Genomic DNA, 26,598 nt, shown 5'->3' with positions numbered 1-26,598 from the left:
GCTTATCAGCGGTCCCGATCCGGTCCAATTCCCTGCCGCCCGATTCCCTGCCGCCCGATTCCTTGCCGCAGACCCGGTTCGAGTTTCGGGGCGATATGCCCGCTCGAGTCGAAGCTCGGCGGCCCGTCGCTCCCGTCGGCCTCCGGCGCCGGCCCCATCAGACCGAGGGCGCGCAGATTGTCGAGCGTCGTCTCGGACAGTTCAAGATTCTTGCGCCGCGACACCAGCATGCAATGGCGCACGAGGCCCTCGAAATCGTCGATCGAACTCTCCACCGGCAGCTTCTTGCCGTTGCCGGTCAGCTTCAGCTCCATCCAGCCGGCGTTCTTGTCGCGGCGGGTCGAGAAGTAGCGCAGGCCCATGGAGTCCAGGTCTGCCCAGGGAATGTCGATTTCGAGCGGCCCGGTGCGGCGGATCCCGTCGGCATCGACCTCGACCGCTTGAGCGGTGCGCAGCCAGGTACGGACCACATAGACACCGAACAGGGTCGCCAGGGCGCCGAAGATCACGGTCATGGTCGTCGCCATCGGCGTGACGACCAGCGGCAGGCCGGTCACGAGCAGGCCAAGTCCGCCCCGTGCCATGTCCCAGGCGATCGCGCCGCGCTCATAGCGGTGCACTGTCACAAGCGCCTCCGTTTCCCCGGTTCCACACCCACCCGGGCAAGCGCGTCGCCCGGGGAAAGCCACTGTACCGCGGGATGATCCGACAGCAGCCGCAGGATCGGCTGCCAGTCGGTCCATGCCCCCCGGTCGGTGACGCGGTGATGGGACAGGATTCCGACCGGTCCGTCCACCCCGTCGTGTTTAATAATTTCGGTCGCGAGGGTCGCGCCGGGCACCGGTTTTCCGGTGCCGCGCCAGTCGATCAGGTCCACATGGGCGTCGAGCCGCGGCACCGAGGCCGGCGGGGCAGGGCGCTTCGGCGAGGCGAAGGCGGACAGGGCCGCGATCCCGCCCTCGCCCAGTACCGGCAGCAGATCCTCGCCGATCCGGTTCCAGGGCGGCACGAAGCAGGCCAATGCCCGCTCGCCGCCGACCTGGCGAAGCCGCGCCCAGCCGCGGGCGATTTCGGCCAGCCGGTCGGTCAGCGGACGGGTCGCGCCGAACTCGCACTTCTTCTCTCCGGCGGGCGCGTGGTTGGTGTGGGCCCAGCCATGGACGAACAGGGCCGAGCCGGTGCCGTCCAGCGCCGCGACCGCCTCGGCTGTCAGGCCGCCGGGGATGGCAGCGAAGGCGGCGGCGATGCCGGCCTCGCCCAGGGCCTCCAGGCAGACGGACAGCGCGCCGGACGGTGCTTCCAGATCGTCGTCGCGCCACCACAGGGCCAGCGGCCGGTCCTGCTCGCCGCGCCGGTCCAGAAGGGCCGCCAGGGTGTCGCGTGCGCTCATCGCCGGGCGAGACGGTCCATGACATAGGCCGCCGTCTTGCGCGCGCCGTCCAGATCGACGCTCGGCACCGCGTCGCGCGACCGGCCGCGCGCCCGTTCCATCGCCGCCCCCAGGCTCTCGGCGGTCAGCGCGTCCTCGGCAACCACCTCGAGCGCGCCGACATAGGCCAGCAGGTCGGCGCGCAGCCGCTGCTCGGTCTCCACCCCGCCCTCATAGGGCACGACCACGGCGCGGGTCCGCGCCGCCAGCAGTTCCAGCAGGGTGTTGTAGCCGGCCTGGGAGACCGACAGGGCGGCACCCGCCATCAGTTCCGGCAGGTTCGGCACGCTGCGCTCGATCACCGCGTTGGCGGGAACGGCGGCCTCGATCCGGGCCAGGGCGGAGGACGGCATGTGGTGGCCGGTCACCAGCCGCCAGGGCCGGTCGGCCAGGGGCAGGTCCGGAATCATGCGCGCCACGGTCGGCATGAACCGGTCGCCCACCGCGCCGCCACCGGCCGAGACCAGCACCTCGCCCGTCGCCGCCGGATCGGCCTCGGGCACGGCGATGTCGTCGGCGTTGACCACATAGCCGGTGTAGTGCTGCTCCACCGTGATCTCGGCCGCCATGGGGAAGGTCCGGTCCAGCCGGATCAGCTCCGGGTCCGAGTGGATCAGGGCGGCGTCGTAATAGGCGTTCAGGGTATCGACGATCTCCTGGTTGCGGTCGCGCCGCGGCTTGGTCACCAGGATATCGCGCATGGAGGAGAAGGTCTGCGGGTGCCATTCGGCCTGCCGGGCGCGCTCCAGCAGCGGCAGCAGCTCGAAGCGCATCTGCCGGCGGCCGAAGGGGAACAGCTCGGTGATCAGCGCCGCCGGCCGCAGCTCCTCGAACAGGGCGAGCAGCCGGTCGCGCCGGGCGTCGCGGAAGGCGTCGTCGATCGGCGTGTCGGTCTCGTCCAGCAGCACCTTGAAGTTGCCGTCCTCGGTGCGGATCGGCGGCAGCTGCACCATCTTCGCCCCACCGAGCGGCAGATGCGGCACCGGCATGCCGCCGGACACGAAGGCGACATCTGCGCCGGCCGTCACCAGCGCGCGCGCCACCGCCGCCGCCCGGCGCAGATGGCCGATGCCGAGCAGGTTCTGGACATAGAGCATGACGGTCGGTCGGGTCATCGGTCGGCCTTCAGGGGCAGGTTGGGCTGGGTCAGGCGCGGCGTGCCGTCGGCGGCGAGGTCGAACAGATGCACCCGGTCCCAGAAAAGTTTCACCGGCGGCTTATCGACCATCGGCCAGCCGGTGGCCAGGGACAACAGGGCGCGGATGACGCCCTTATGGGTCACGATCCCGGTATCCCGGCCCTCTAGGGCGAGGCGGACGAGCAGGGGGGCGAGCCGGGCCTGCACGGCGCGCGGGCTCTCGCCCCCGGGCGGGGTGAAATCCAGGCCGCGCGCCTCGTTCGCCGCGGTGCCGTCCGGATCTTCGGCGCGGATCTCCGCAAGGCGGCGGCCTTCCCAGGCCCCGAAATCGAGTTCGATGGCGGCGGGCTCGATGGCGGCCTCGACGCCGATCAGCTCGGCGGTACGACGGGCGCGGATCAGCGGGCTGGTCAGCCAGCGGAAACCGGCGACCTCGGCCGGCAGGATCCAGCCGCGCACCTGCGCCGCGCCGTCCGGGGAGAGCGGTCGGTCGGCGCGGCCCTGCAGCCGCTTCTCGGCGTTCCAGGCGGTCGGGCCGTGGCGTAGCAACGCGAGCCGGGTCATCGGCGCGCCTCCACCAAGGTTCGCAGGGCGGCATCCAGGGCCGCGGCGGCGGCAGGCAGGCCGTGCTCGGCACGGGAGATCTCGGCCGCCTTGGCGCCCTGCGACAGGCGTCGGGCCGGGTCCGCGACCAGCGTCCTCACGGCTCCGGCGAACGCGTCGGCGTCGCCGACCGGGGCCAGCAGGCCGGTCGTCCCGTGGCGCACGATGGCCGACACGCCGCCGGTGTCGCCGGCCACCACCGGCAGCCCGGCCGCCTGGGCCTCCAGCAGGGCCATGCCGTAGGCCTCGTTCACCGCGGGCCAGACCAGCAGGTCCGCGGCCCCATACGCGGCGTCAAGCTCGGGCGCGTCGAGCGCGCCGCGCCAGGTGACACGGTCGGCGACCGAAGCCAGCGCCGCTTCCACCTCCGTCCGGGCCGGGCCGTCGCCGACCACGGTGAGGCGCCAGTCGCCGGGGACCTGCGCCAGGGCGGTCCCCAGCACCCGGTAGGAGGCGAGCTTGTCGCCCGCCCGCATCATGCCGACCGCGAGGAGCGCCACCGGGCGATCGATACCGTCCGCGCGCGCCGGCGGCGGGCCGTCGATCGCCAGGAAGGGGGGCAGGTCGAGATAGCGCGCTCCGGGCGACAGGCAGGGCTGGACCAGTGCCCGATCATGGGGGTTCAGGCCGACCGCCAGATCCGCCCGGGCCAGGGCGGCCAGGGTCGCCCGGTGCCCCTGGTCCCAGGGCCCGCCGGCGCGCTTGTGCGCCACCGAGGCCTCGGCGACCACATAGGGGATGCCCAGGCTCTCGGCGACCAGCGGGCCGATCAGGTCCGGCGCCTTGTAGTACAGGTGATAGGTGAACCAGAGGTCGGGGCGCGGCCGCCGCCCCTGCGACACCAGCCGCAGATAGCGCGCCGCCAGCCGGGTCCCCAGCTCGGCCAGCCGCGCCTGCCGGGTGACGTCGCCCTCGCCATCGCGGCTGCGCAGGCGGGTGGCCAGATCGACCTCGTGGCCGGCACGGGTCAGGGCCGCCATCAGCAGGCGCGCGACCCGCCGGTCCCCGGAGGGAACGGCCGAATCCGGGGTCTTCAGAGGGGAATGGAAGGCGATCCTCACGCCGCGTCGGGCCGGCCCTCGGCCCGTGATGCGGCGTCGCCAAGGCCGAATTTGGCGGCGAGTCTGTCCAGCCCGGCATCGGCGGAGAACTCGGTCAGGACCCGCGCGCGGCCGGCCGCCGCCAGCCGAAGCCGGGCGGTCGGATCGCCGATCAGATCCTCGAGCGCCTTCGCCAGGGCCAGATGGTCGCCCGGCTTCACCAGCCGACCGTTGACTCGGTCGTCGATCAGCTCGGGGATGGCGGAGACCGAGGTCGCCACCACCGGCAGGGTCATGAGCTGGGCTTCCATCAGCACGTTCGGCAGCCCGTCGCGGTCGCCGTCCGGGGCGATCTTGCTGGCGAGCACGAAGATGTCGGCCTCCGCCAGGGCGTCGATCACGCCGGAGCGGGACTGGGCGCCGCGCCATTCGATCCGGTCGGACAGGCCCATGATGTCGGCCGCCTGCTTCAGCCGCCCGGCCAGAGCGCCGCCGCCGATATGCACGAAGCGCCAGTTCAGGTCGTTCGGCAGCACCCGCAGGGCGGCCAGCACGTCGTCATAGCCCTTCTTCTGCACCGCCCGGCCGATCGAGACGATGGTCACCGGGGCGTGCGGATCGCGGCCGTCGCGCTTGGCCCGGGTGGCGGGCGGCGGAAAGGCGGAGGCGTCCAGCCCGTGATACAGCAGGCTGACCCGGTCGGGATCGGGTGCCAGAGCCGCCAGATGGCGGGCGCCGATCGCGGTGCAGGTCACCGCCCAGGCGGTATCGGCCAGCTTCTCCCGCTTCTCCCAGTCCTGAGTCGTCCAGATGTCCTTGGCATGGGCCGAGACCGACCAGGAAATCCCCCGCATCGTCGCCGCGTAGCGCGCGACCGAGGCCGGGGTGTGCAGGAAATGGGCGTAGAGATGGGTGATCGCCGGGTCGAGCTCGGCCGCCAGCACGCAGGCCTGGCCGAAGCGCCGGCCCCGGTTCGGGGTGGGGTCGCGCAACAGGTCGCGCAGCCAGGTGCGCAGGGCCCTGCCGTATCCGGGCAGCCGCCGGGCCGTCCGCCAGCCGCGCCAGACCCGGCCGAGATCGTCTCCCAGGTATTCCGGCAGATAGTCGACCGGCGCGGTGATCGCGTCATGCACCGGGTGGGTCGCCTTGTCGGTCGGATGGCGCAGGGAAATGATGCGGAAGCGCAGGCCGCGCTGCTGCAGCCCGAGGATCTCCTGGGCGATGAAGGTCTCCGACAGGCGCGGATAGCCCTTCACCACGATGCCGACCTGGCCACGGACGCCCGCGTGAGCGGTGGCTCCGTTCTCCGCGTTTCCGGTCACGGTCAGGCGGTCCGGCGTGCCGCAGCGGCCCGGCGCCGCTCGTCGATCCAGCGTTTGGTAAGCCGGCCGACCTGGTCGAGCCCGTTCAGCATGGCGACCGCCTTGGCCTGGGACGGGGTCTTCTGGCCCGGCAGCTGCCGCAGGGCGGCGGCCATCTGCATCGGATTTCGGTCGCCGTCATCCACCAGCATGCGCAGCAGGCCCAGTTCTTCGGCCCGGCGGGCGCGGATGTACTGCTCCAGCCGCGGCTCGGTCCGGGGCACGACGATCGACCGCTTGTCGAAGGACAGGATCTCGCAGAACGTGTTGTAGCCGCCCATGGCGACCATGCCGGCGCAGCGGGCCATCAGCGTCTCGATCCGGCTGTCGAAGGTGATCGCCTCGACCCGATCGAGCTTGCTCGCCCGCTCCATGAATTCGTGCTGCTGCTCCTGCGGCATGAAGGGACCGAGCACCAGCAGCGCCGGATAGGGAAGCTGCCGGTCCTCCTCGTAGGCGCGCAGCACCCAGTCCATCACCGGCTCGCCGTCACCGCCGCCGCCGGCGGTGACCAGGATGAACGGATCGTCGCCGAAGGGCAGGGCGGAGGACGGGCTCGGCGCCGGCGAGACCGAGCGACGCAGGTAACCGGTGTAGCGGGTCTTCAGCTTGATCTCGGCCGGGATGTCGAGCCCGTCATAGGGGTCGCAGACCTCCTTCACGCCGTAGACCCAGACCTCGTCATACAGGTCCTGCAGAGCGGGCAGCACCTTCTTGCGTTCCCATTCCTGCTCCAGCAGCTCCGGCTCGTCCATCACGTCGCGCATGCCGAGGATCAGGGGCGTGCCACGCTCCTTCAGGAGCTCCAGCGTCTCCTTGACCTCGCCGCGCAGGCCGAGGGGCTCCTTGTCGACGATGAACAGGTCGGGATCGAACACCTCGGCGGTGTGGCGGATGATGGCGCTGCGCAGGGCCACCGTCTCCTCGATGTCCAGATGCAGGGACAGCGAGGTGTAGTCGCCGTTGCGCAGCTTGATGACGCCCGGAATGCGGACGAAGTCGACCCGGGTGCGGAAGTCGAAGCTGCCGATGATCGGCGAACCCGACAGGATCAGCACCGACAGGCCCGGATGATCCTCGACCAGCGCGTGGGCGATGGCGCGGCACCGGCGCAGGTGGCCGAGGCCCATCGTGTCGTGGCTGTACATGAGGACTCGGGCGGCCGGACGGTCCGCAAGCAGCTTGGCGGTCGCGGGGGCCTTGGTCTTCGTCATGGGTTCCCCGTCGCTGTCATCGCTGCCCGGAAATGTCGATATTCTGGCGGAGGCCGATGTCCGCCGCACTATGGCACATCGCGCCGGGCCGAGAAATGGTAACCTTTTGACGCAGCTTGGCGTTGCGCCGCTGGGCCTTCCGCAGCAAGATCGGCTCCGGGTGGTCCTGCGGTGGGTGGAGCGGTCGGCGGCCCGCGGCGGGACTGGCCCGCATCCGAGGTCGAGACGACAGGTCACCGGGGCGATGGAATCCACGATCTACCGGTTCATTCTGCGCTATTCCAAGCGGGAACAGATCATCCTGCTGGTGATGACGCTGATCTCGTTCCCCTTCCTCTACTACTCGCTCGACCTGCCGAAGCGGATCGTGAACGAGGCGCTCGGGGCCAAGGGCACCACCGATTTCCCCATCACGTTCCTCGGCATCGAGTTCCATCAGCTCGAATACCTCTGGACCCTGTCGGGGTTGTTCCTGGTGCTGGTGTTCATCAACGGCGGGTTCAAGTACTGGATCAACGTCTATCGCGGGCGCCTGGGCGAGCGGATGCTGCGCCGCCTGCGCTACGAGCTCTACACCCGCATCCTGCGCTTCCCGATCCCGCATTTCCGCCGGGTCAGCCAGGGCGAGATCATCCCGATGGTGACCCAGGAGGTGGAGCCCCTGGGCGGCTTCATCGGCGACTCGATCTCGCTGCCGGCGTTCCAGGGCGGGACCCTGATCACGATCCTGTTCTTCATGTTCATGCAGGACCCGATCCTCGGGGCGGCGGCGATCGCCCTGTCGCCGGTTCAGGCCTATGTCATTCCGAAGCTGCAGCGCCGGGTGAACGCGCTCGGCAAGCAGCGGGTGCGCACGGTCCGCGTGCTGTCGGACCGCATCGGAGAAACGATCTCCGGCGTGCAGGAGATCCACGCGAACAACATGGCGCGGCTGATGCTGGCGCGGTTCTCCGCCCAGCTCGGCGTGATCTACGACATCCGCTTCGAGATCTATCAGCGCAAGTTCGTCATCAAGTTCCTGAACAACTTCATCGCCCAGCTCACGCCGTTCTTCTTCTACGCCATCGGCGGCTATCTGGTGATCATGGGCGAGCTGTCGCTCGGCGCGCTGGTGGCCGTCCTGGCGGCCTACAAGGACCTGTCGGCCCCCTGGAAGGAATTGCTGAACTTCTATCAGCAGAAGGAGGACGCCCGGATCAAGTACGAGCAGGTGATCGACCAGTTCGACCTGCCGGAGATGATGGCGCAGGAGACCCTCATCGCCGAGCCGGAGGCACCGCAGCCGCTGGACGGCGAGTTGCGGGCGAACAACCTGGGTCTGATCGACGACGACGGCGAGGTTCAGTTCGAAGGCGTGGCGATGACCGTGCCGCCGGGCACCCACATGGCGCTGTTCGGCCCGGGCGGGGCCGGCAACGAGGCGCTGGCCATGACCATCGCGCGCCTGATGCATCCGACCAGCGGCCGCATCACCGTCGGTCAGGCCGATCTGCACGCCCTGCCGGAGGCGATCACCGGACGGCGTATGGGCTATGTGGGGCCGTCCACCTACGTCTTCAGCTCGACGATCCGCGAGAACCTGCTGCTCGGCGTGATGCACCGGCCGACCGGCGAGGCGCGCGACGATCCGGCGGTCCGCGCGGCTCTGGAAACCGCCGCCCAGGCGGCCAACTCCACCGACGATCCGGGCGGCCCCTGGGTCGATCCCGAGGCGGTGGGCGACGGCGAGGGCCTGGTCTCCCGGCTGGTCGAGGACCTCATGCTGGTCGAGCTGGACGACGACTGCTACGGCCTCGGCCTGCGCGGGACCATCGATCCCCAGGCCCGGCCGCAGATCGCCGAGCGGATCCTGGCGGCGCGCCGGTCCTTCGCCGAACGGCTCGCCGAGGATCCGGAGATGGTCGACCTGGTCGAGCCGTTCGCCGCCGACCGCTATAACACCAACGCCTCGCTGGCCGAGAACCTGCTGTTCGGCACGCCGGTCGGGCCGGCGTTCCAGCCGGACACCATCGCCGCCCATCCCTATGTGCGCCGGACGCTGGCCAGCGTCGGGCTGACCGACGACCTGCTGAAGATGGGCCGGGACGTGGCCGCCACCATGGTCGAGCTGTTCGCCGACCTGCCGTCGGACCACGAGTTCTTCGGCCAGTTCAGCTTCATCTCGCCCGACGATCTGCCGGAGTTCCAGGCGCTGCTGAACCGGGTCGAGCGGATCGGGCTGGAGAAGGTGTCGGAAGAGGATCGCGCCCGGCTGCTGTCGCTGCCGTTCAAGCTGATCCCGGCGCGTCACCGCCTGGGCATGCTCGACGACGGGATTCAGGCCAGGGTCCTGGAGGCCCGCGTCGCCTTCGCCCGTGACCTGCCGGAGGAGCTGCAGGGCTCCGTCGCGTTCTTCAGCGTCGATGCCTACAACGCCGCCGCCTCGCTGCAGGACAACATCCTGTTCGGCAAGATCGCCTACGGCCAGGCCGACAGCGTGGCCCGGGTGGGAACGGTGATCGGCTCGGTGCTGGACGATCTGGACCTGCGGCCGACGGTGATGGAGGTCGGCCTGGATTTCGAGGTCGGCATCGCCGGCGCCCGGCTGTCCTCGGTGCAGCGGCAGAAGATCGGCATCGCGCGAGCGATGCTACGCCGTCCGGACATCCTGGTGCTGAACGACGCCGTCGCCACCTTCGACGCCGCCGCCCAGCGCCGGCTCGTCGCCAACATCCTGCAGGCGATGTCCGGGCGCACGGTGATCTGGTCGACCCAGCGGCCGGATATCGCCCGCCTGTTCCCGGTGATCTCGGTGATGCGCGGCGGACGGCTGGCGGAGACCGGCGCGCCGGAGGATCTCGACCGGGAAGGCCGGGTGTTTCACGAAATTGCCGCGCGGAACTGAGGGGGTTTCACAATGGACGCGTCTTTCCCACCTCTGATAACGGCACCGGTCCATGAAGGAGGGTCGCCATGAGCCTCAACGAAGAGGTGGAACTGCTCCGCAAGATCCCGCTGTTCGCGAAGATCGAGCCGTCGAAGCTGAAGCTTCTGGCCTTCACCTCCGAGCGGCTCACTTACCAGAGCGGCCAGCGCCTGTTCCAGCAGGGCGATGTCGGCGATGCCGCCTACATCATCATCGACGGCGAGGCCTCGGTCCGGATCCGCACCGATGGCGGGGAGATCCAGGTGGCTGAGCTCGGCAAGGGCGACGTGGTCGGCGAGATCGCCATCCTGTGCGACGTGCCGCGCACCGCCTCGGTGGAGGCGACCGGCAAGCTGATCACCCTGCGGATCACCAAGGAGCTGTTCTTCCGCCTGATCAGCGAGTTCCCGCAGATCTCCATCGAGATCATGCGCGAACTGGCGGCCCGGCTCGAACGCACCAATGTCCAATTGCGCGAAGCGCTGAACCGGTGACCGGTAGCCAATCAGCACACTGGTCCAAGAGCGGACAGGCCCATGAGTAGACTCGACAGCATGATCCGGCGTCTGGAAGCCCAGCGTTCCACGCTCAACGATGCCGCCGCCCGGGTGCAAGGACGCAGCGGCATAGCGCTGGAGTTCGGGCTCGGCAACGGGCGGACCTACGATCATCTGCGCGCGATCCTGCCGGGCCGCGAGATCTACGTGTTCGACCGCCAGGTCGCCGCGCATCCCGACTGCATTCCCCCCGACGACCGGTTGTATCTGGGCGACCTGTTCGAGACCCTGCCGCGGGCCGCGGCCGATCTCGGCGGCACCGCGGTCCTGGCGCATCTGGATATCGGCACCGGCGACAAGGAGGAGAGCGTCGCCCTGTCGCGCCGCGCCGCGCCGATGGTGGCCGACCTGCTGGCGCCGGGCGGCGTGGTGGTCAGCGACCAGCCGCTGGACGGGGTGGATGCGTTCAGCCCGCTGCCGCTGCCGCCGGGCGTGAAGCCGGGGCGGATCTATCTGTACGAGCGGGTTTAAAGGGGCGCTGTTTCAGCTTTGTTCCGGAGCCGGTACGAAGGAAATTCGGTACGTTAGTGCCTTGTCTTAAAAAATAATTTCTGACCGTCATCCCGGATCGTCCCGGATCGGGTCCGGGGCCCACCGGGATGACGAGAAAGGCGAGGTTGGAAACGCGGCTGTAGACCCGCCGCAGTCCTCTAAAGATCCAGGTCCACCACCACCGGTGCGTGGTCGGAGGCCTTCTCCCAGCCGCGGGCGTCGCGGATGACCTCGGCATGGCGGATGCCGCCGTCGAGGGGCGGGGTCACCCAGACATGGTCGAGACGCCGGCCCTTGTCCGCCGCCGACCAGTCCTTCGCCCGGTAGCTCCACCAGGAATACAGCCGTTCCTCCGGCGGAACGATCTTGCGTACCGCGTCGATCCAGCCGGCCGAGGCCTGGACCTTGTCCAGGGCCTCCACCTCCACCGGCGTGTGGCTGACGACGTTGAGCAGTTGCTTGTGCGACCAGACATCGGTCTCCAGCGGCGCGATGTTCAGGTCGCCCACCAGGATCATCGGGTGGTCCGGGCTGCGCTCGGTGCCGAGCCACTGGGTCATCTCGGCCAGGAAGTCGAGCTTATGGGCGAACTTGTCGTTCACCGCCGGGTCCGGCACGTCGCCGCCGGCGGGAACGTAGAAGTTATGCACCTCCGGTCCGCCGTCGATCCGCGCCGCCACGTGCCGGGCGTCGGTGCGGCCGCAGAATTCGCGCGACACCGTCTCCTCGATCGGCAGGCGGGAGAGGATCGCGACCCCGTTATAGCCCTTCATGCCGGCGACGAGCTGGTGCGACCAGCCGGCCTCGGCCAGGGGACCGGTCGGGAACACGTCGACGAGCGCTTTGGTCTCCTGCAGGCAGAGCACGTCGGGCTGCATCTCCTGGAGAAGGCGCAGCACCAGCGGCAGGCGCAGACGGACGGAGTTGATGTTCCAGGTAACGATCCGCACCGGTCAGACCACCTTCACATGCAGGTCGCTCAGACCGTCCACATGGCCGTGCAGCTCGTCGCCGCGCTGAACCGCGTTCACCCCTTCCGGCGTGCCGGAGAAGATAAGGTCGCCCGGGGCCAGCATCACCAGGCCGGACAGGTAGCTGATGGTCTCCGGAATCGACCAGATCAGCGCCTTCAGGGTGGATTCCTGGCGGCGGGTGCCGTTGACGTCGAGCCAGATCGCCGCATCCTCGAGGATGCCGGTCTCCGTCACCGGGTGCAGGTCGGCGATCGGGGCGGAATGGTCGAAGCCCTTCGCCATGTCCCAGGGGCGGCCCATCTTCTTGGCCTCCGCCTGGATGTCGCGGCGGGTCATGTCGAGACCGACGCCATAGCCCCAGATCAGGCTGTTCGCCTCCTCCACGGGGATGTCGCGGCCGCCGCCGGACAGGGCGACCACCAGCTCGATCTCATGGTGCACGTCGGAGGTCATTGACGGATAGGGCATCGCCGCGCCGCCGGTGACCAGCGCGTCGGCCGGCTTCATGAAGAAGAACGGCGGTTCGCGATCCGGATCATGGCCCATCTCGCGGGCATGGGCGGCGTAGTTGCGACCGACGCAGAAGATGCGGCGCACCGGGAATCCCTGGTCACTGCCGGCCACCGGCACGGCCACGGTGCGCGGCGGGGTGATCACATATTCCATTGAAGCCAATTCCTTTTTCGTCTCGATATATCGCTCTTCGAGCGCCGGCCTCCGCGGGAGCTTCGACAGTGTCGTCGCCGCGCTCCGGAGCGGGAGGCGCTCGGTTGCGTGACTATGGCGGGCATCCCCCCGCCCGGTCCAGTCCCCATCGTGCGTCGGGCGCGTCGGTGCCCCGGCTGCGGTGCCGCAGTCTCCCGCCAGCCCGCCGGCCGGTCACGACCGTTTCGCTATCGAGACAGAATGGCGAGGGTCGCCAGGCCGGCTATTCGGCCGCCACATCGACGCCGGTGCGCGCGTCTTTGGCGGCGGCGCGGGCGGCCTTGCCGAACGCCTCGAAGATCGCCCGGTTGATCCCCTCCACCGGACGCGGCCACTCGGGATGCCACTGGACGGCGAGGGCGAAGGCGGGGGCGTCGGCGATGGAGATCGCCTCCACCACTCCGTCGGGCGCGCGGCCCTCCGCCACGACGCGGGGGCCGAGCCGCTCGATCGCCTGGCCGTGCAGCGAGTTCACCAGATGCGGGCCGGGACCGGCGATGGCGGCCAGCCGCCCGCCCGCGACCAGCTCCAGCGAATGGGCGGGGCGGTATTTCCAGTCGTAGGGCACGTCGCGGCGCATGCGGTGGTCGAGCCCGCCGGTCTTGGTATGGATCTCCTGGTGCAGGGTGCCGCCGAAGGCCACGTTCAGCTCCTGGGCGCCGCGGCAGACGCCGAGCAGCGGGATGCCGCGCGCCACGGCGGCCCGGGCGAGGTCCAGGGTGACGCCGTCGCGCGCCGGGTCGTGCTCGTCCGGGGTGGCGCTGTCGCCGCCGTCATAGCGCGCAGGCTCCACGTTGGACGGGCTGCCGGTGAGAAACACGCCGTCCAGCCGGTCGAGCAGGCTGTCGATCTCCACGCCGCCGGGCAGGGCCGGGATGATCACCGGGCAGACGCCCGCCACCTCGGACATGGCCGTGACATATTTCTCGCCGACCCGGTGACTGGCGTTGTGCTCCCCCATGATGCGGCAGGCGGTGACGCCGACGAGAGGCAGTCGGCCTGAAGACGTGCGGCGGCTCACGGAAACTCTCCTGACGGTCACGACAACGGCACGGACGCTTGGCCCGGCCCCCGCACCATGCCATATCCCGATGATGTTGGACATGTCGGACCCGCAGACGCTGACCATCGCCAAGGGCCTTGCCGTTGCCGCCTGGATCGGGCTGATCCTGACGGCCGAACGGGCGGCACCCGCCGTCGTGCGACGCGGCGGCTGGCCGCGGATCCTGCGCAATGCCGGGCTGTTCGCGGTGAATATCGGGCTGTCCCGGCTGGCTGTGATCCCGATCACCGTGCTCGCCACCTCGATGACCCTGGACTGGCGGCCGGCGTGGTGGGACGGCGGCTGGGCGTTGCTGGCCGATCTGGTGATTCTGGATCTGTGGATCTATTTCTGGCACCGGGCGAACCACGCGGTCCCGTTCCTGTGGCGGTTCCATGAGATCCATCATCTGGACGAGTTCCTCGACGCCAGCTCGGCGGTGCGGTTCCATGCCGGCGAGGTGCTGATGTCGGCGGCGGTGCGGGCGGTGGTGATCGTGCTGCTCGACATCCCGCTGGCCTCTGTGCTGGCGTTCGAGACCCTGGTGCTGGTGGCGTCCGTGTTCCAGCATTCCAACACCCGCCTGCCCGGATGGCTGGAGAAGGCCCTGTCGACGGTGATCGTTACGCCCTCGATCCATTGGGTGCATCATCACGCGGTGCGCCAGGACACGGATTCAAACTACGGGACCGCCCTGTCGGTCTGGGACCGGATCTTCGCCACCCTCAGCCCGACCCCGCGGACGCCGGAGATGGCGATCGGCGTGGAGCGGCTGCACGATACCGGCTTTCTCGCCCTGCTGGTCCGCCCCTTCAAGTCCCGGAGCGGGTCCGGATAGACCGGTGGGCCGCCCATCCGACGGCCCGAATTCTCACAAATGCCATCGGGTTGCTTCTATAGTGCGCGGGTGAGACACCGGTCTCAACACAATGGAGGTTTCAATGACCCGCTGGCTGTCCGCCGCCGCTCTCGTCCTGACCGTTCTCCTCTTCATGCCGGCCGGGGCTGAGGCCCAGACCGCCACGACCGGCGGAAGCTCCTCGTCGGAGACGTCATCCTCCTCCACCACATCGGGGGCGAAGACCTACAGCGAGCCGGAGGTCGTGTCCGCCGCCAAGGATCTGTTCGGGGAGACCACCGAAGGCCTGGCCAAGGTCATCGAGAAGGTGTTCGCCGACATGGGCGAGCCGAGCGCCTATATCGCCGGCAGCGAGTATTCCGGCGCCATCGTCGTCGGCCTGCGCTATGGCGAGGGCATGCTGAACAAGGCTGGCGGCGGGCAGAGCAAGGTGTTCTGGCAGGGTCCGTCCCTGGGCTTCGATTTGGGCGGCAACGCGTCCAAGGTGTTCGTGCTGGTCTACAACCTGGACTCGCCGGACCAGATCTACCGCCGCATCCCGGGCGTGGAGGGATCCTACTACTTCTTCGCCGGCGTCGGCGTGAACTACCAGTCCGACGGCGATCTGACCCTGGCGCCGATCCGCACCGGCGTCGGCCTGCGCTCCGGCGTCAATATCGGCTACCTGCACTACGGCCGGGAGTTCTCCTGGTTCCCGTTCTGACGGACGGGGTGAGGGTAGGGCGCGCGGCGCCCTACTTGCCGTTGCCGCCTTCGGGGAACGGCTTGTCCTGCTTGGCCTCGATCACCCCGCGGCGCACCTCGCGGGTACGGGTGAACAGGTCCTGCAGCTTGTCGCCCTCGCCCCAGCGGATGGCCCGTTGCAGGTAGCTCAGGTCCTCGCTGAACCGCTGCAGCATCTCCAGCACCGCCTCGCGGTTGTTCAGGAAGATGTCGCGCCACATGATCGGGCTGGAGCCGGCGATGCGGGTGAAGTCGCGGAAGCCGCCGGCGGAGAAGCGGATCACGTCCTGCTGCTCCTGGCCTTCCAGGTCGAAGGCGGTGCCGACGATGGTGTAGGCGATCAGATGCGGCAGGTGCGAGGTCACGGCCAGCACCTTGTCGTGATACTCGGCCTTCATCTCCTCAACGATGGCGCCGCACCGGGTCCACAGCTCGGTCACCCGGGCGACGGCCGCCCGGTCGGTGGTCTCGTCCGGGGTCAGGATCCAGTAACGGCCGACGAACAGGTCTGACGATCCGGCGTCGGGGCCCGATTTCTCGGTGCCGGCGATCGGATGGCCGGGCACGAAGGCGACGGTGTCCGGCATGTGCGGACCGGCGGCGGCGACCACCGCCCCCTTCACCGACCCCACATCGGTCACGATCGCCCCCGGCTTCAGGTGCGGGGCCATGGCCTTGGCGATCGCCCCGAAGGCGCCGAGAGGCGTGCAGAGAACGACGATGTCCGCCTCCGCCACTGCCTTGGACGGTGCCTCGAAATAGGCATCGGCCAGCTTCAGTTCCTTCGCCCGGGCCAGCGCCTCGGCCGACAGGTCGGCGACGACCACCCGGTCGACCGCGCCGTACTTGCGTACGGCACGGGCGACGGAGGAGCCGAGATTGCCGATCCCGACGACCGCCAGGGTCCCGAAGATCGGCTCTCCCTTGCCGGCGCCGTTGTCCGGGGATGCGGTCACGCGGGCACCCCGTTGAAGAAGTCGGCCAGACCCTGGACCAGGGCGCGGTTCTCGTCCTCCTGGCCGATCGAGACCCGGATGAAGTCGTGCTCGCCGTAGTCGGACATGCTGCGCACCATGATGCCGCGCTTGGCCAGGAACTCGCGCGCCTCGGCGGCGGTTCTGCCGGCCTCGGTCGGGAAGCGGGTGATGAAGAAGTTGGTGACCGACGGGTACGGCTCCAGGCCCAGCTTGCGGAACTCGTCCTGCAGCCAGGGCAGCCAGGCGCCGTTATGGGCCACGGACTTTTCCTGGAACTCCAGATCCTTCACCGCCGCGATGCCGGCGACCAGGGCCGGGGTGTTGACGCCGTAGGGTGGCTTCACCGCGTACAGGGTGGCGGCGATGTCGGCCGGGCAATAGGCCCAGCCCAGGCGCAGGCCGGCCATGCCGTACATCTTGGAGAAGGTGCGCAGCATGACCGTGTTGTCGGTCTCCTCCACCAGCTCGATGCCGGCGGTGTAGTCGTTGCGCTGGACGTATTCGGCATAGGCCGCGTCGAGCACCAGCAGCACCCGCGACGGCAGCTCGGCGCGCAGGCGGCGCACCTCCTCGGTCGGCATGTGGGTGCCGGTCGGGTTGTTCGGGTTGGCCAGGAAGACGATCTTGGTGCGCTCGGTCACCCGCGCCAGGATCGTGTCGACACTGGCGGTGAACCCGTCATCCGGCGCCGAGACCGGCACGCCGCCGGCGATCTTGGTCGCCATCGGGAACAGCAGGAAGCCGTACTGGGTGTGGATCACCTCGTCGCCCGGCTCAAGATAGGCCTGGGTCAGCACCTGGATCAGCTCGTCGGAGCCGCAGCCCAGGATGATGCGCGACGGGTCGATCCCGTGCCGCTCGCCGATCGCCTCGGCCAGGCCGGAGGCGGCGACGGCGGGATAGGTGTGGATCTTCGACGCGATGCCGGCCAGGGCCTCCATCGCCTTCGGCGACGGGCCGAGCGCCCCTTCGTTCAGGTTCAGGCGGATGATCCGCTGCAGGCTCTTGGGATAGCTGGTCGGCTTGTAGGCGGCGAGATCGGAAATCGACGATTTAGGGGCCACGCTGGGCATCGGACAGTCCTCGGACGGAAGAATGGGGTCAGGTGCTCGTCTTCGAGCGGGAGGTCTCGGGCCGGGCGTAGGCGCCGATCAGCGCCGCGCCGGCCGGAATATGTCCGACCTCCAGATAGCCGTCGGCGGCGATCAGCGACCAATGGGCCCCTTCGATCTCCGCGGTGTCCAGCGCTCTCTCGGCGGTGCCGCGCACGGCATAGAGCGTCACGTCGTCGCCCGACGGGTCGGGATCCTGCGGGGCGATGCCATAGGCGGGCACGCCGCCCTCCCCGAAAAGCGGAAGCCGCGCGATGACGCACGGCTTCTGGGTGGAGGTGTCCTGTTGCGATGCCGAAACGAGCTGCGGCCACCAGCGCCAGCGGGAATCCGCCACGTCCGGCAGCACGGCCAGGGTCGCGCGGCCGTCGACCGCCGCGGCGATCGCCGCCTCGGCGCTCTCCACCGTCTCGAGCCGTGTCGCCGCGCCGCCGCGGTCGCGCGCGAGGTCGAGGCAGGCCTCCGCCCCCTTCGGCGCGTAGACGACGGTCAGCGGATCGACCTGGCGCGCCAGGTTGGCGCCGAGGATCTCGCGCCAGATGCGCTCCAGGGTCGCGGTCGGCAGGTCGGCGCTGGCGGCGGAGCAGAGCCGGCGCAGGATCGCCGCCTCGCGGCCCGGACGCAGATAGGGACCCGACGCGTCGCCCTTGGCCGCGGCCACGCGCCGACCGATCGCGACCCGGCTTTCGAGCAGCCCGAGCAGCGCGTCGTCGATGCGGTCGATCTCGGCCCGAAGCTGGGCCAGCGAGGGCGCGACATCCGCCATGCGGTACTTCCTGGAGAGGTCGGTCACAAGGAAACCGGCAAGACCTATCGGAGCAGGCGGATTAAGGCAAGCCGCCACGGACCGGTGCCGGTGTCGAAAGCGCGGCGTCGGGCCGGCCGGGCGAACTTTCGCTTGATCGGGTTTCCACGGCTCGGCCAAGGTTCGCGGCAAAATTCGCGGATTGTGTACCTAACGGGAAAATCCCGGTTCAAACGCTCTGGAGGAGGCGCGAACCATGACGGTCATTCCGTCCGACCCCCTATTCGGCGACCAGTGGTACCTGCACAATACCGGGCAGTCCGGCGGCACCGTCGGCCAGGATATCCGGGTGCTGGGCGCCTGGCCGGACTATACCGGCGAGGGCATCCGGATCGCCGTGATCGACGACGGGGTGCGCTATACCCACCCCGACCTGTCCGGCACCTACGATGCGGAGAACGACCACAACATCGTGACCGGCGAGGGCGACGCCACGCCGATCGCGGACGCCTATTCCCACGGCACGCAGGTGTCGGGGTTCTCGGCGGCCGCGGCCAACGGTACCGGCCTTGTCGGCGTCGCCTATGGCGCGACCTTCACCGGGATCCGGATCTCGGATGCGGACGGCGAACTGGTGAACGCCGCACCGGCCTTCCACCTGGCCAGCGACGCCGATGTGACCAACAACAGCTACGGCAACGAGATCTTCTACGAGGAACCGGGCAGCCTCGACGCGATCGCCGACACCGCCACCACGGGGCGCGCCGGCCTGGGCACGGTGCACGTCTTCGCGTCGGGCAATTCCCGGATCCAGGGGACGCTGTCGACCCACGGGCCGGAACAGAACTCGCCCTACCAGATCACCGTCGCCGCCACCGATGCAGACGGTCAGATCGCGACCTTCTCGTCGCCCGGAGCCAATGTCCTGGTCGCGGCACCCGGTGCCGGCGTGCTCGGGGTCAGCGGCGAGGACGACGGCTACGACCTCACCGACGGCACCTCCTTCTCCGCGCCGATCGTCTCCGGCGTGGCCGCCCTGGTGCTTCAGGCCAACCCGACGCTGGGGATGCGCGACGTTCAGGAGATCCTGGCCTACTCGGCCTACGATACCGGCGCCGACCCGCTGACCCGGGCCGAGATCCTGGCCGATACGGTCGGCAGCGAAGCGGCGCTTGCCGAACTGGATGAGCCGGTCCGCGCGGCCTACGAGGCGGGGATCTCCCTCGCCCTGTCCTATCCCTGGACCACGGTTGAGAACGGTGCCACCGACTGGAACGGCGGCGGCCTGACGGCCAGCCACGACTACGGGTTCGGCCAGGTCGATGCCCGCGCCGCCACCCGCCTCGCGGAGACCTGGGACGCCACGCCGAACACGGTGACCAACCAGGCGGTCGTCACCGTGACCTCGACCACGGCGGTCGCGGTGCCGGACGGCGACGCCGCCGGCGTATCGCAGTCGCTGACGGTCGATGCGGCGATGGACGTGGAGTTCGCCACGGTCGACGTGGATATCCCCCATGGCGATCTGGGCCAGCTCCGGATCGAGCTGACCTCGCCGCACGGCACCACGAGCTACCTGATCTACAACCCGGATTTCGAGGCCTATGAGATCCTGGCGCGGCAGGACGGTCTGCTCGACGAACTGCCGGATCTCACCTTCTTCGGCGCCAACGTGACGACCCTGATGTCGAGTCAGCATTACGGGGAGAGCGCCGCCGGCGACTGGACCCTGAGGGTGACCGACACCGAGACCGGAACGGTCGGCACGCTGGAGAGCTGGAGCCTGACGCTCTACGGCGATGCGACCACCGCCGACGACCGGTATGTCTACACCGACCAGTACGCCACACTGGCGACCGCCGATGCGGGCCGCAGCGTCCTGGTCGACAGCGACGGCGGCACCGACACCATCAACGCCGCCGCCGTCAGCGGTCCCGTCGCGATCCATCTGGACGGCACCGTCGGCGCGATCTACGGCGCGGCCTTCCGTGTCGCCGACGACACCGAGATCGAGAACCTGTACACCGGCGACGGCGACGACCTGCTGGCCGGCTCCGCCCTGGCCAACGTCCTGGTCGCCGGCCGAGGCAGCGACAGCCTGACCGGCGGGGCGGGGGACGACATCCTCGACGGCGGGAGCGGCCTCGACACGGCCCGCTTCTCCGGCCTGTCCTCCTCCTACGCCATCGGGGTTTCCGACAGCGAGACCGTGGTCGACGGGGCGGACGGCCGCGACATCCTGCGCAACACCGAGATCCTAGCGTTCGACGACGGCAACCGGCTGTCCACCGCCCCGGTCTCGGTCAGTGAGATCGGCTTCGACGCTGATTTCTACCTCGCCACCAACGACGACGTCGTCGCCGCCGGCTTCGACAGCGGCAACGCCTATCTCCATTACCTGCAATTTGGCGGGTTCGAGGACCGGGCGCCGAACGCGCTGTTCGACAGCGGCGACTATCTGGCGGTCAATGCGGACGTGGCGGCGGCGGGGATGAATCCGCTGCTGCACTATCACCTCTACGGGCACCTCGAAGGTCGGGACGCCGGGGCCCAGTTCGACGGCGAGGCCTATCTGGCGGCCAATCCGGACGTGGCCGGCGCCGGGATCGACCCGATGCTGCACTACCTCACCGTCGGCTTCGGCGAGGGCAGGTTGTTCCAGTCGGATCCGCTGTTCGGCTAGAGCTGATCGTGCGCTGACGGGATCACTTCGTGATCGCGTCAGCGTGCGTGAATCCGCTCTATCTCATTGTTTTAGAGGCAAATTCACTGACCATATTGAATCATGAAATGATTCAATATGGTCGGATTTGATGGTTGGATTTGGCTCTAGATGCGCGCGTTCATAAAGCTGTTCATTTGACCCCGAAGAAGGAGGCGCAAGGATTAAAGACAAAATATAATCAATATGAACAAAAACATACTCATAATGACGAAACAGAAGCGCAATCGCACTGTCATGCGGCGTGGATAGCTTGGCCCCCCGACGTTTCGGCCCGCCCTGTCCCGGCGGGGTCTGAGCGCCTCCGTCCCAGGCCAGAATGAGGCTGCCGCATGCTCGCGTTCATCCGCTCCCATCTGAACGTCAAGCTGACCGCCGCCCTGGCCCTGACCCTGTGCCTCGTCCTCGGCGCCCTGGCCGGGGTCTATATCACCGTTGTGAACACGCTCATGGCCGAGCAGGAGGCACGCGCGGGGCTGCTGCGGGACATGAACGCCGAGCTGCGCGCCGAGGTCTTCGGACTGCAGAAGAAGCTGGCCGCCGTGCCGGACCAGCTTCAGACCGACGCGCTGCCGATCCTGCTGAGCTGGGCCTCGGAGACCTATCCGACGGAGACCCGGCGCTACGAGAGCCGCGACCGGATCGTCGAGCGCTTCACCAGGCGCGGCGAGCGCCGGGACGTGCAGCGGGCCGGCGGCATCGTGGTCAAGGAGACCGAGGGCGGCGTCGGCATCGCCTATGGCCTGTTCGAGAACGACGCCTTCACCGACACCGTCGAGGAGGTCGTTCTGGCCGGCGCCGATCCGGTGGCGGTGGCGGCCAAGGCGGAGGAGCTGACCGGGGCGGCGGCGAGTCCGGACGCCCTGAAGCGCAAGGTCGCCGAGCTGAGGAGCGCGATCGTCGACGAGGCGCTGGCGGCGGAGACCACGCGCAACGCCATCCTCGGCCAGATCGACCATATCCACGAGGCAGAGGCCCAGGTCGAGCGGACGCTGACCCAGGCTTTGGTGCTGATCGCGGCCGTGAGCCTGGGCTGCGTGCTGGTCGCCAATGTCGCGGTCTGGGCGGTGATGCGCCACATGGTGACCCGGGCGCTGTCCCGGCTGTCCGCCGCGCTGCGGGCCATCGCCGACGGCGAGGAGGCGGAGATCAGCGATACCGACCGGGTCGACGAGATCGGCTCGCTCGCCGGCGGGATCCAGAGCTTCAAGGCCGCCCTGGACGAGATCGACGCGATGCGGGTGCAGCGCGAGGCCGAACGCGCGGCGCGGGAGCGCCAGCTCGCCGACCAGCTCTCCACCCTGAGCTCGGAGATCGAGACCGGGATGGGCGCGCGGGTGTCGGTGGTGACCGACAGCGTCGAACAGCTGGTGGCGATCTCCGCCGAGCTAAACGCGCTGGCGAGCGATACCCTGTCGCGCTCGACCGAATCCCACGCCCTGGCGGAGGAGAGCGCGGTCTTCATCCAGGACGTGCGCGCGGTGGTCCGCAACCTGAGCGACACCGCCCAGCGCATCGCCCGGGACGTGCGCGGCCAGCGGACGCTCACCAGCGAGGTCGCCGCCGAGGCCGATACGGTGGCCGACGCGGTGGCCGACCTGACCGCCACCGCCGGGCAGATCGGCAGTGTCGTCGGGGTGATCCAGGAGATTGCCGAGCAGACCAATTTGCTGGCCCTCAACGCCACCATCGAGGCGGCCCGGGCCGGCCAGGCGGGTGCCGGCTTCGCGGTGGTCGCCGGCGAGGTGCGGATCCTGGCCGGCCAGACCGCCGACGCGACCTTGCGGATCAGCCGGCAGGTCGGCGGCTTCCGCGCCAGCATCGATCGGGTCTCCGAGGCGACCGGCGCCATTCAGGAGCGCCTGCGCACGGTCGACTGCGGCATGGGCGAGGTCGCGGACGGCATCGAGAGCCTGAGCGAGAAGACCGAAACCATCACCGGGACCGTGGAGGACGTGGCCGACCGCGCCCACCGGGTCGCCGGCGTCAACGAAGGGGTGGCAAGCGCGGCGGAGAAGACCGGCTCCATGAGCGGGACCATGTCCGCCTCCTCCAACCGAATCACCGAAGCGCTCACCGACATGCGGGTGCATCTGCGCCAGATCCTGGCCGATGCGGGGGCGGGCACTGGGGCGAGCACAGGGGCGGGCACAGGGGCGGGGGCCGCGGCGTGACGGCGGCCATGGGCAAGGCCGCGCCGGGCCCCTAGGATGGCGCTCCCTTCGCTGTCCGGAGCCTGCCATGACTATCGACACCGACCTGTCCCGCCCCGGCGTGCTGCGCGCCGGCATCAACCTCGGCAACATCCTGCTGGTGACGGGCAAGGCGGCCAACGGCGACCCGGAGGGCGTGGCGCCGAGCCTGGCCGGGCGGATCGCCGACCACCTGGGCCTCACGGTCGAGCTGGTACCCTTCGCCTCGCCGGGCGAGGTGGCCGACGCCCTGGCCGACGACGCCTGGGACATCGCCCTGATCGCCGAGGAGCCGGAGCGGGCGAAGACCATCGCCTTCGTCGATGCCTATGTGGAGATCGAGGCGACCTACATCGTCCCCGAGGCCTCGCCGCTGAAGACCATCGCCGACGTGGACGCGGCCGGCGTGCGGATCGCGGTGTCCGACCGTTCGGCTTATGACCTGTATTTGTCGCGCACGCTCCAGAAGGCCGAACTGGTCCGCGCCAAGGGGCTGCAGGGGGCGCTGGATCTCTATGTGACGGAAAAGCTCGACGCGCTGGCCGGCCTGCGCCCGGCGCTGAAGGAGAACGCGGCCGATCTCGGCGGCCAGCGGATCCTCGACGGCCGCTACACCGCCGTGCGCCAGGCGGTCGGCACCAAGCCGAAGAACGCGGCCCTGCAGGCGGCCATCGCGGCGTATCTCAAGACCGCGAAGGCCGACGGCACCATCGCCGGCCTGCTGGAGACGTTCGGGGTGCAGGAGAAGCTGAGCGTTGCCGGGGACTGAGGCCCGCTACCCGCCGAACCGCTCCACGATCTTGCTTGAGCCCAGCGCCTTCACGGCGAAATCGAAGGTGCCGCTGTCGTTGATCTCCTCGGCGGCCGCGATCAGGGCGGTATAGGCGGCGCGGGCGAGGGCCGGGCCGGTGCTGATCCGCTTCACGCCGGCGGCCGCCAGCTCGTCCACCGAGAAGGTGCGGCCGGGAATGCCCATCATCACGCTGACCGGTTTCGTCACCTCGGCGCAGACCGTGCGGATGGCGTCGAGATCGGGCAGGCCGGGGGCGAACAGCACGTCGGCGCCGGCCGCCTCGAAGGCCTGGAGCCGGCGGATCGTGTCGTCCAGATCGGGCCGGCCGTTGAGGAAGTTCTCCGCCCGCGCCGTGAGCACGAAGCCGCCGGCGACCTTGCCCGCTCTCTCCGCCGCCGCGGCGACCCGCTCGATGGCATGATCGAAATCGTAGATCGGCGCCTCGGGCCTGCCGGTGGAGTCCTCGATCGAGCCGCCGGCGAGGCCGGTGCCGGCGAAGGTGTGGATGGTCTCCGCCACCCCTTCGGGGCTGTCGGCGAAGCCGTTCTCCAGGTCGGCCGAGACCGGCAGGCCGGTCGCGCCGACGAGCTGGCGGCAATGGGCGAGCACCTGATCGGGTGCGACCTTGCCGTCGCCCAGGCCATAGGCGAAGGCCATGCCGGCGCTGGAGGTCGCCAGTGCCCTGAACCCCAGGGAGGCGAGGATGCGGGCGGAGCCGATATCCCAGGGATTGGGGATGACGAGCGGGCCGGAGCCCTCATGCAGGCGTTTGAAGTCGGACGCGGACGACATGGCGGAGCCCTCTTTGAGGTCGGATGGTCATGCGTGCAGGTAAGGTCTCCGCCGCGGGGGCGCAGGAACCAAGCGGGCGCCTGCCCTATGGGACAAGCCCCCCTACAGCTAAGGCTCGGTCTTGGAGGAGCCTCGTCCCGTTACGGGTCGCGGTCGGCGAAGTGCCCCTCGATCTCGGTGAAGCCCATCGCCTTGTGGGCGAACCGGAAGGTGCCGTCGCCGCTCATCTCGCGGGCGGCATCGATGAACGCCCCGTAGGCGAGGCGGGCGAGCGCCGAGCCGACGCTGATCCGCCTCACCCCGGCCGCCGCCAGATCGGCGGCGCTGAAGGTGGCGCCCGGCATGCCCATGACGACGTTGACCGGCTTCGTGACGGCCGAGCAGACGGTCCGGACCGTGTCCAGGTCGTACAGGCCGGGGGCGTAGAGCACGTCGGCCCCGGCGGCCTCGAAGGCCTGGAGGCGGCGGATCGTGTCGTCCAGATCGTCCCGGCCCCACAGCAGGTTCTCGCACCGCGCGGTCAGCATGAAATCGCCCGGCACGGCGCGGGCCGCCTCGACCGCCGCCGCGATCCGCTCGACCGCAAGACTGAACTCGTAGATCGGGTGGTCGGGATCGCCCGTGTGGTCCTCGATCGATCCGCCGGCGAGGCCGGTGGCGGCGGCGGCGCGAATCGTCTCCCCGACACTCTCGGGGCTGTCGCCGAAGCCCTTCTCCAGATCGGCCGAGACCGGCAGGTCGGTCGCGGCGACGAGAGTGTGGCAATGCTGCAGCACCTGTTCCGGCGTGGCACGTCCTTCCCGGATGCCGAGCGCGAACGCCATGCCGGCGCTGGTCGTCGCCAGGGCCTTGAAGCCCTGGGCGGCAAGGATGCGGGCCGTCCCGACATCCCAGGGATTGGGGATGATGAAGGCGCCGGGCCCGTCATGCAGGGCCCGGAATGTCGTTGCTGCCTGGACCACGGTTGGCGCCCTCCGCGTTTGCGACCGGCGCCACTCTAGGTCCAGGACGAGAACATAACAAGAACTTTTGCGCGGCCTACGCGATCTGGTCGCCGGTGGCCAGCACCCGGTTCTTCACCAGCGGACCGGAGAAATCGCGGAAATCGGCCATGAAATCGGCGTTCTTGTGCTCCTCGAAGGCGGCCGCGTCCTTGTAGACCTCCCACAGGTGGAAGGAGCCCGGCGCGTCGTGGTCGGCGCTGACCGAGAAGCCGAGGCAGCCGGACTGGGTGAGGCTGTTCTTGGCGTGCTGCTTCAGGCGGTCGGCGAAGGCGTCGGCGTCTTTGGCATCAACGACAAGATTCACGGCGACAACGTACATGCGGGATCTCCTCCGGGAGTTTGGTTGGTTTTTGGTAGGCGGTCGGTAAAGGTAGTCGGGCAGGCGAGCTCCAGATACAGGCTGCGCGGCGCCGGCGCGGGGGTCGGCCGGGGCGACGCGATCAGGTCGCGGGCCCGGGCCAGCACACGCTTACGATCGCGGCGGATGGCATAGACCTGCTTCTGCGCCTCAATCATGACGACACCGGCGAAGGTGTTGAACCAGCGGTCGCCGATCCGCTCTATTGCCGGGGCGGATCGAATCAGCAGGCCGCTGACATAGGGCGGCGTATAGACCGAGTTGACCGTGCGGGTCGGGGTGAAGCGGCTGTCGCGCAGCATCCGGGAGAGCTGGCCGACCGTGTAGGGCTGGCCGTGTCCGAACGGCGTGTGGTCGAAGCGCGCCCACAGGCCCCGGCGATTCGGCACGACGAACAGGATCCGCCCGTTCGCCGCCAGCACCCGCCACAGCTCGCTCATCATCGCCGCGCGCTGCTCGGTCCCCTCCAGCGCATGCACCACGATGATGCGGTCGACCGAGGCGTCTTCCAGCGGGAGCTCGCCCTCGTCCACCAGGGCGGAGAGGTTCGGCCCCTCCGGCGGCCAGTGCAGCACGCCCTGCTGCGCCGGCATGAAGGAGAGCACCCGCTCCGCCTCGCCGCGAAAGGGCCGCAGATAGGGCGTGGCGAAGCCGAGGCCGAGCAGCGACTGGCCGCGCAGATCGGACCACAGCCCACGCACCTGACGCCGGATCATCCGCCGCGCCAGATGGCCGAGGGGCGAGTCGTAGAAGTCGCGCAGATCGACGGCGTCGTTGAACATGCCGGGAGCCTAGTGCATTTCCGGGGGGAATGGCATCGCCCGCGGGAAAGGGGGCCTTTCCCATAGTCCCGGACGGTCA

The 26,598-nt window shown here is 69.4% G+C and carries 25 protein-coding genes; 8 read left to right on the top strand and 17 right to left on the bottom strand.

Translation table 11 applies throughout. From position 1 onward, the window contains the following. Positions 1-5: 5 nt before the first annotated feature. The 7 genes from G578_RS27670 to G578_RS0121935 are packed head-to-tail and all read right to left on the bottom strand — an operon-like array spanning position 6 to position 6,785. The gene (locus G578_RS27670) at positions 6-626 is read right to left on the bottom strand and encodes a hypothetical protein (protein ID WP_156907432.1); all 621 of its coding nucleotides are present in this window, start codon (positions 624-626) and stop codon (positions 6-8) included. Continuing rightward, entirely contained in the window at positions 623-1,390 is a 768-nt protein-coding gene (locus tag G578_RS27665) for a polysaccharide deacetylase family protein (RefSeq protein ID WP_051245155.1), read from the bottom strand. Before G578_RS27665 ends, G578_RS27670 begins: the two co-directional genes overlap by 4 nt. Continuing rightward, a complete protein-coding gene (locus G578_RS0121955) occupies positions 1,387-2,544 on the bottom strand; it encodes a glycosyltransferase family protein (RefSeq protein WP_028796058.1) in 1,158 nt (385 codons plus the stop codon). The genes G578_RS27665 and G578_RS0121955 overlap by 4 nt, the downstream gene beginning before the upstream one ends. Further along, positions 2,541-3,131 carry a histidine phosphatase family protein gene (locus G578_RS0121950; protein WP_028796057.1) on the bottom strand — a complete coding sequence of 197 codons (591 nt, stop codon included), beginning with the start codon at positions 3,129-3,131 and terminating at the stop codon, positions 2,541-2,543. Before G578_RS0121950 ends, G578_RS0121955 begins: the two co-directional genes overlap by 4 nt. Then, entirely contained in the window at positions 3,128-4,231 is a 1,104-nt protein-coding gene (locus tag G578_RS30335) for a glycosyltransferase family 4 protein (RefSeq protein ID WP_211228992.1), read from the bottom strand. Before G578_RS30335 ends, G578_RS0121950 begins: the two co-directional genes overlap by 4 nt. Next, positions 4,228-5,532 (bottom strand): glycosyltransferase family 4 protein, encoded by a 1,305-nt coding sequence (locus tag G578_RS29780; protein ID WP_211228991.1) that lies wholly within the window; start codon positions 5,530-5,532, stop codon positions 4,228-4,230. Before G578_RS29780 ends, G578_RS30335 begins: the two co-directional genes overlap by 4 nt. Before the next feature lie 2 nt (positions 5,533-5,534). Further along, positions 5,535-6,785, bottom strand: coding sequence for a glycosyltransferase family protein (locus G578_RS0121935; protein ID WP_211228990.1), 1,251 nt, complete (start codon positions 6,783-6,785; stop codon positions 5,535-5,537). Positions 6,786-7,029: 244 nt separating this feature from the next. On the opposite strand from G578_RS0121935, the gene G578_RS0121930 reads away from it, so the two are divergent. The 3 genes from G578_RS0121930 (at position 7,030) to G578_RS0121920 (ending at position 10,718) form a co-directional block, all read left to right on the top strand. Further along, positions 7,030-9,669 carry an ABC transporter transmembrane domain-containing protein gene (locus tag G578_RS0121930; protein ID WP_038015670.1) on the top strand — a complete coding sequence of 880 codons (2,640 nt, stop codon included), beginning with the start codon at positions 7,030-7,032 and terminating at the stop codon, positions 9,667-9,669. A gap of 68 nt (positions 9,670-9,737) precedes the next feature. After that, positions 9,738-10,184: a cyclic nucleotide-binding domain-containing protein gene (locus G578_RS0121925; protein ID WP_028796053.1), complete on the top strand. Its 447-nt coding sequence runs from the start codon at positions 9,738-9,740 to the stop codon at positions 10,182-10,184. 42 nt (positions 10,185-10,226) lie between these two features. Next, positions 10,227-10,718 (top strand): class I SAM-dependent methyltransferase, encoded by a 492-nt coding sequence (locus G578_RS0121920; protein ID WP_028796052.1) that lies wholly within the window; start codon positions 10,227-10,229, stop codon positions 10,716-10,718. Positions 10,719-10,897: 179 nt separating this feature from the next. On the opposite strand, the gene xth is transcribed toward G578_RS0121920, so the two are convergent. The 3 genes from xth to G578_RS0121905 all read right to left on the bottom strand — a co-directional run bounded on the left by xth (position 10,898) and on the right by G578_RS0121905 (position 13,439). Then, positions 10,898-11,689: an exodeoxyribonuclease III gene (gene xth, locus G578_RS0121915; protein WP_028796051.1), complete on the bottom strand. Its 792-nt coding sequence runs from the start codon at positions 11,687-11,689 to the stop codon at positions 10,898-10,900. A 3-nt stretch (positions 11,690-11,692) separates the two neighbouring features. Beyond that, on the bottom strand, positions 11,693-12,379 hold the full coding sequence (locus G578_RS0121910) for a fumarylacetoacetate hydrolase family protein (RefSeq protein WP_028796050.1): 687 nt from the start codon (positions 12,377-12,379) through the stop codon (positions 11,693-11,695). Positions 12,380-12,641: 262 nt separating this feature from the next. Then, complete coding sequence (locus G578_RS0121905; RefSeq protein ID WP_028796049.1) at positions 12,642-13,439, bottom strand: gamma-glutamyl-gamma-aminobutyrate hydrolase family protein; 798 nt, start codon at positions 13,437-13,439, stop codon at positions 12,642-12,644. Between the two features lie 82 nt (positions 13,440-13,521). Between G578_RS0121905 and G578_RS0121900 the strand changes: the two genes are divergently transcribed. Both G578_RS0121900 and G578_RS0121895 read left to right on the top strand, forming a co-directional pair. Then, positions 13,522-14,298 carry a sterol desaturase family protein gene (locus tag G578_RS0121900; RefSeq protein ID WP_211228989.1) on the top strand — a complete coding sequence of 259 codons (777 nt, stop codon included), beginning with the start codon at positions 13,522-13,524 and terminating at the stop codon, positions 14,296-14,298. Positions 14,299-14,401: 103 nt separating this feature from the next. Continuing rightward, positions 14,402-15,022 (top strand): DUF1134 domain-containing protein, encoded by a 621-nt coding sequence (locus G578_RS0121895; protein WP_084619111.1) that lies wholly within the window; start codon positions 14,402-14,404, stop codon positions 15,020-15,022. 31 nt (positions 15,023-15,053) lie between these two features. On the opposite strand, the gene G578_RS0121890 is transcribed toward G578_RS0121895, so the two are convergent. Genes G578_RS0121890 through G578_RS28780 form a run of 3 tightly spaced genes read right to left on the bottom strand, consistent with a single transcriptional unit; the run spans position 15,054 to position 17,897 of the window. Beyond that, positions 15,054-15,998, bottom strand: a complete 945-nt coding sequence (locus G578_RS0121890) for a prephenate/arogenate dehydrogenase family protein (protein ID WP_051245153.1) — start codon at positions 15,996-15,998, stop codon at positions 15,054-15,056. Then, entirely contained in the window at positions 15,995-17,092 is a 1,098-nt protein-coding gene (gene hisC, locus G578_RS0121885; protein ID WP_028796045.1) for a histidinol-phosphate transaminase, read from the bottom strand. The genes G578_RS0121890 and hisC overlap by 4 nt, the downstream gene beginning before the upstream one ends. A 28-nt stretch (positions 17,093-17,120) precedes the next feature. Next, positions 17,121-17,897 carry a chorismate mutase gene (locus G578_RS28780; protein ID WP_051245152.1) on the bottom strand — a complete coding sequence of 259 codons (777 nt, stop codon included), beginning with the start codon at positions 17,895-17,897 and terminating at the stop codon, positions 17,121-17,123. Positions 17,898-18,132: 235 nt separating this feature from the next. On the opposite strand from G578_RS28780, the gene G578_RS27650 reads away from it, so the two are divergent. The 3 genes from G578_RS27650 to G578_RS0121865 all read left to right on the top strand — a co-directional run bounded on the left by G578_RS27650 (position 18,133) and on the right by G578_RS0121865 (position 23,559). After that, positions 18,133-20,559: a S8 family serine peptidase gene (locus tag G578_RS27650; RefSeq protein WP_051245151.1), complete on the top strand. Its 2,427-nt coding sequence runs from the start codon at positions 18,133-18,135 to the stop codon at positions 20,557-20,559. A 371-nt stretch (positions 20,560-20,930) separates the two neighbouring features. Further along, the gene (locus tag G578_RS0121870) at positions 20,931-22,772 is read left to right on the top strand and encodes a methyl-accepting chemotaxis protein (RefSeq protein WP_028796044.1); all 1,842 of its coding nucleotides are present in this window, start codon (positions 20,931-20,933) and stop codon (positions 22,770-22,772) included. A gap of 67 nt (positions 22,773-22,839) precedes the next feature. Further along, positions 22,840-23,559: a transporter substrate-binding domain-containing protein gene (locus G578_RS0121865; RefSeq protein ID WP_028796043.1), complete on the top strand. Its 720-nt coding sequence runs from the start codon at positions 22,840-22,842 to the stop codon at positions 23,557-23,559. Positions 23,560-23,565: 6 nt separating this feature from the next. Here the strand turns inward: G578_RS0121865 and G578_RS0121860 are convergent, their stop codons facing one another. The 4 genes from G578_RS0121860 to G578_RS27645 all read right to left on the bottom strand — a co-directional run bounded on the left by G578_RS0121860 (position 23,566) and on the right by G578_RS27645 (position 26,519). Further along, positions 23,566-24,375 carry an isocitrate lyase/PEP mutase family protein gene (locus G578_RS0121860; protein WP_028796042.1) on the bottom strand — a complete coding sequence of 270 codons (810 nt, stop codon included), beginning with the start codon at positions 24,373-24,375 and terminating at the stop codon, positions 23,566-23,568. A gap of 140 nt (positions 24,376-24,515) precedes the next feature. Further along, the gene (locus G578_RS0121855) at positions 24,516-25,337 is read right to left on the bottom strand and encodes an isocitrate lyase/PEP mutase family protein (RefSeq protein ID WP_028796041.1); all 822 of its coding nucleotides are present in this window, start codon (positions 25,335-25,337) and stop codon (positions 24,516-24,518) included. 76 nt (positions 25,338-25,413) lie between these two features. Beyond that, complete coding sequence (locus G578_RS0121850; RefSeq protein WP_028796040.1) at positions 25,414-25,698, bottom strand: putative quinol monooxygenase; 285 nt, start codon at positions 25,696-25,698, stop codon at positions 25,414-25,416. After that, complete coding sequence (locus tag G578_RS27645) at positions 25,680-26,519, bottom strand: class I SAM-dependent methyltransferase (RefSeq protein WP_084619110.1); 840 nt, start codon at positions 26,517-26,519, stop codon at positions 25,680-25,682. The genes G578_RS0121850 and G578_RS27645 overlap by 19 nt, the downstream gene beginning before the upstream one ends. Positions 26,520-26,598: the final 79 nt, after the last annotated feature.

It is taken from the genome of Thalassobaculum salexigens DSM 19539 (assembly GCF_000423805.1).
In the GTDB taxonomy this organism is placed as follows: domain Bacteria; phylum Pseudomonadota; class Alphaproteobacteria; order Thalassobaculales; family Thalassobaculaceae; genus Thalassobaculum; species Thalassobaculum litoreum.
Note: the sequence above shows the minus strand (reverse complement) of the source record. Positions and strands in the feature narration are given on the sequence as shown.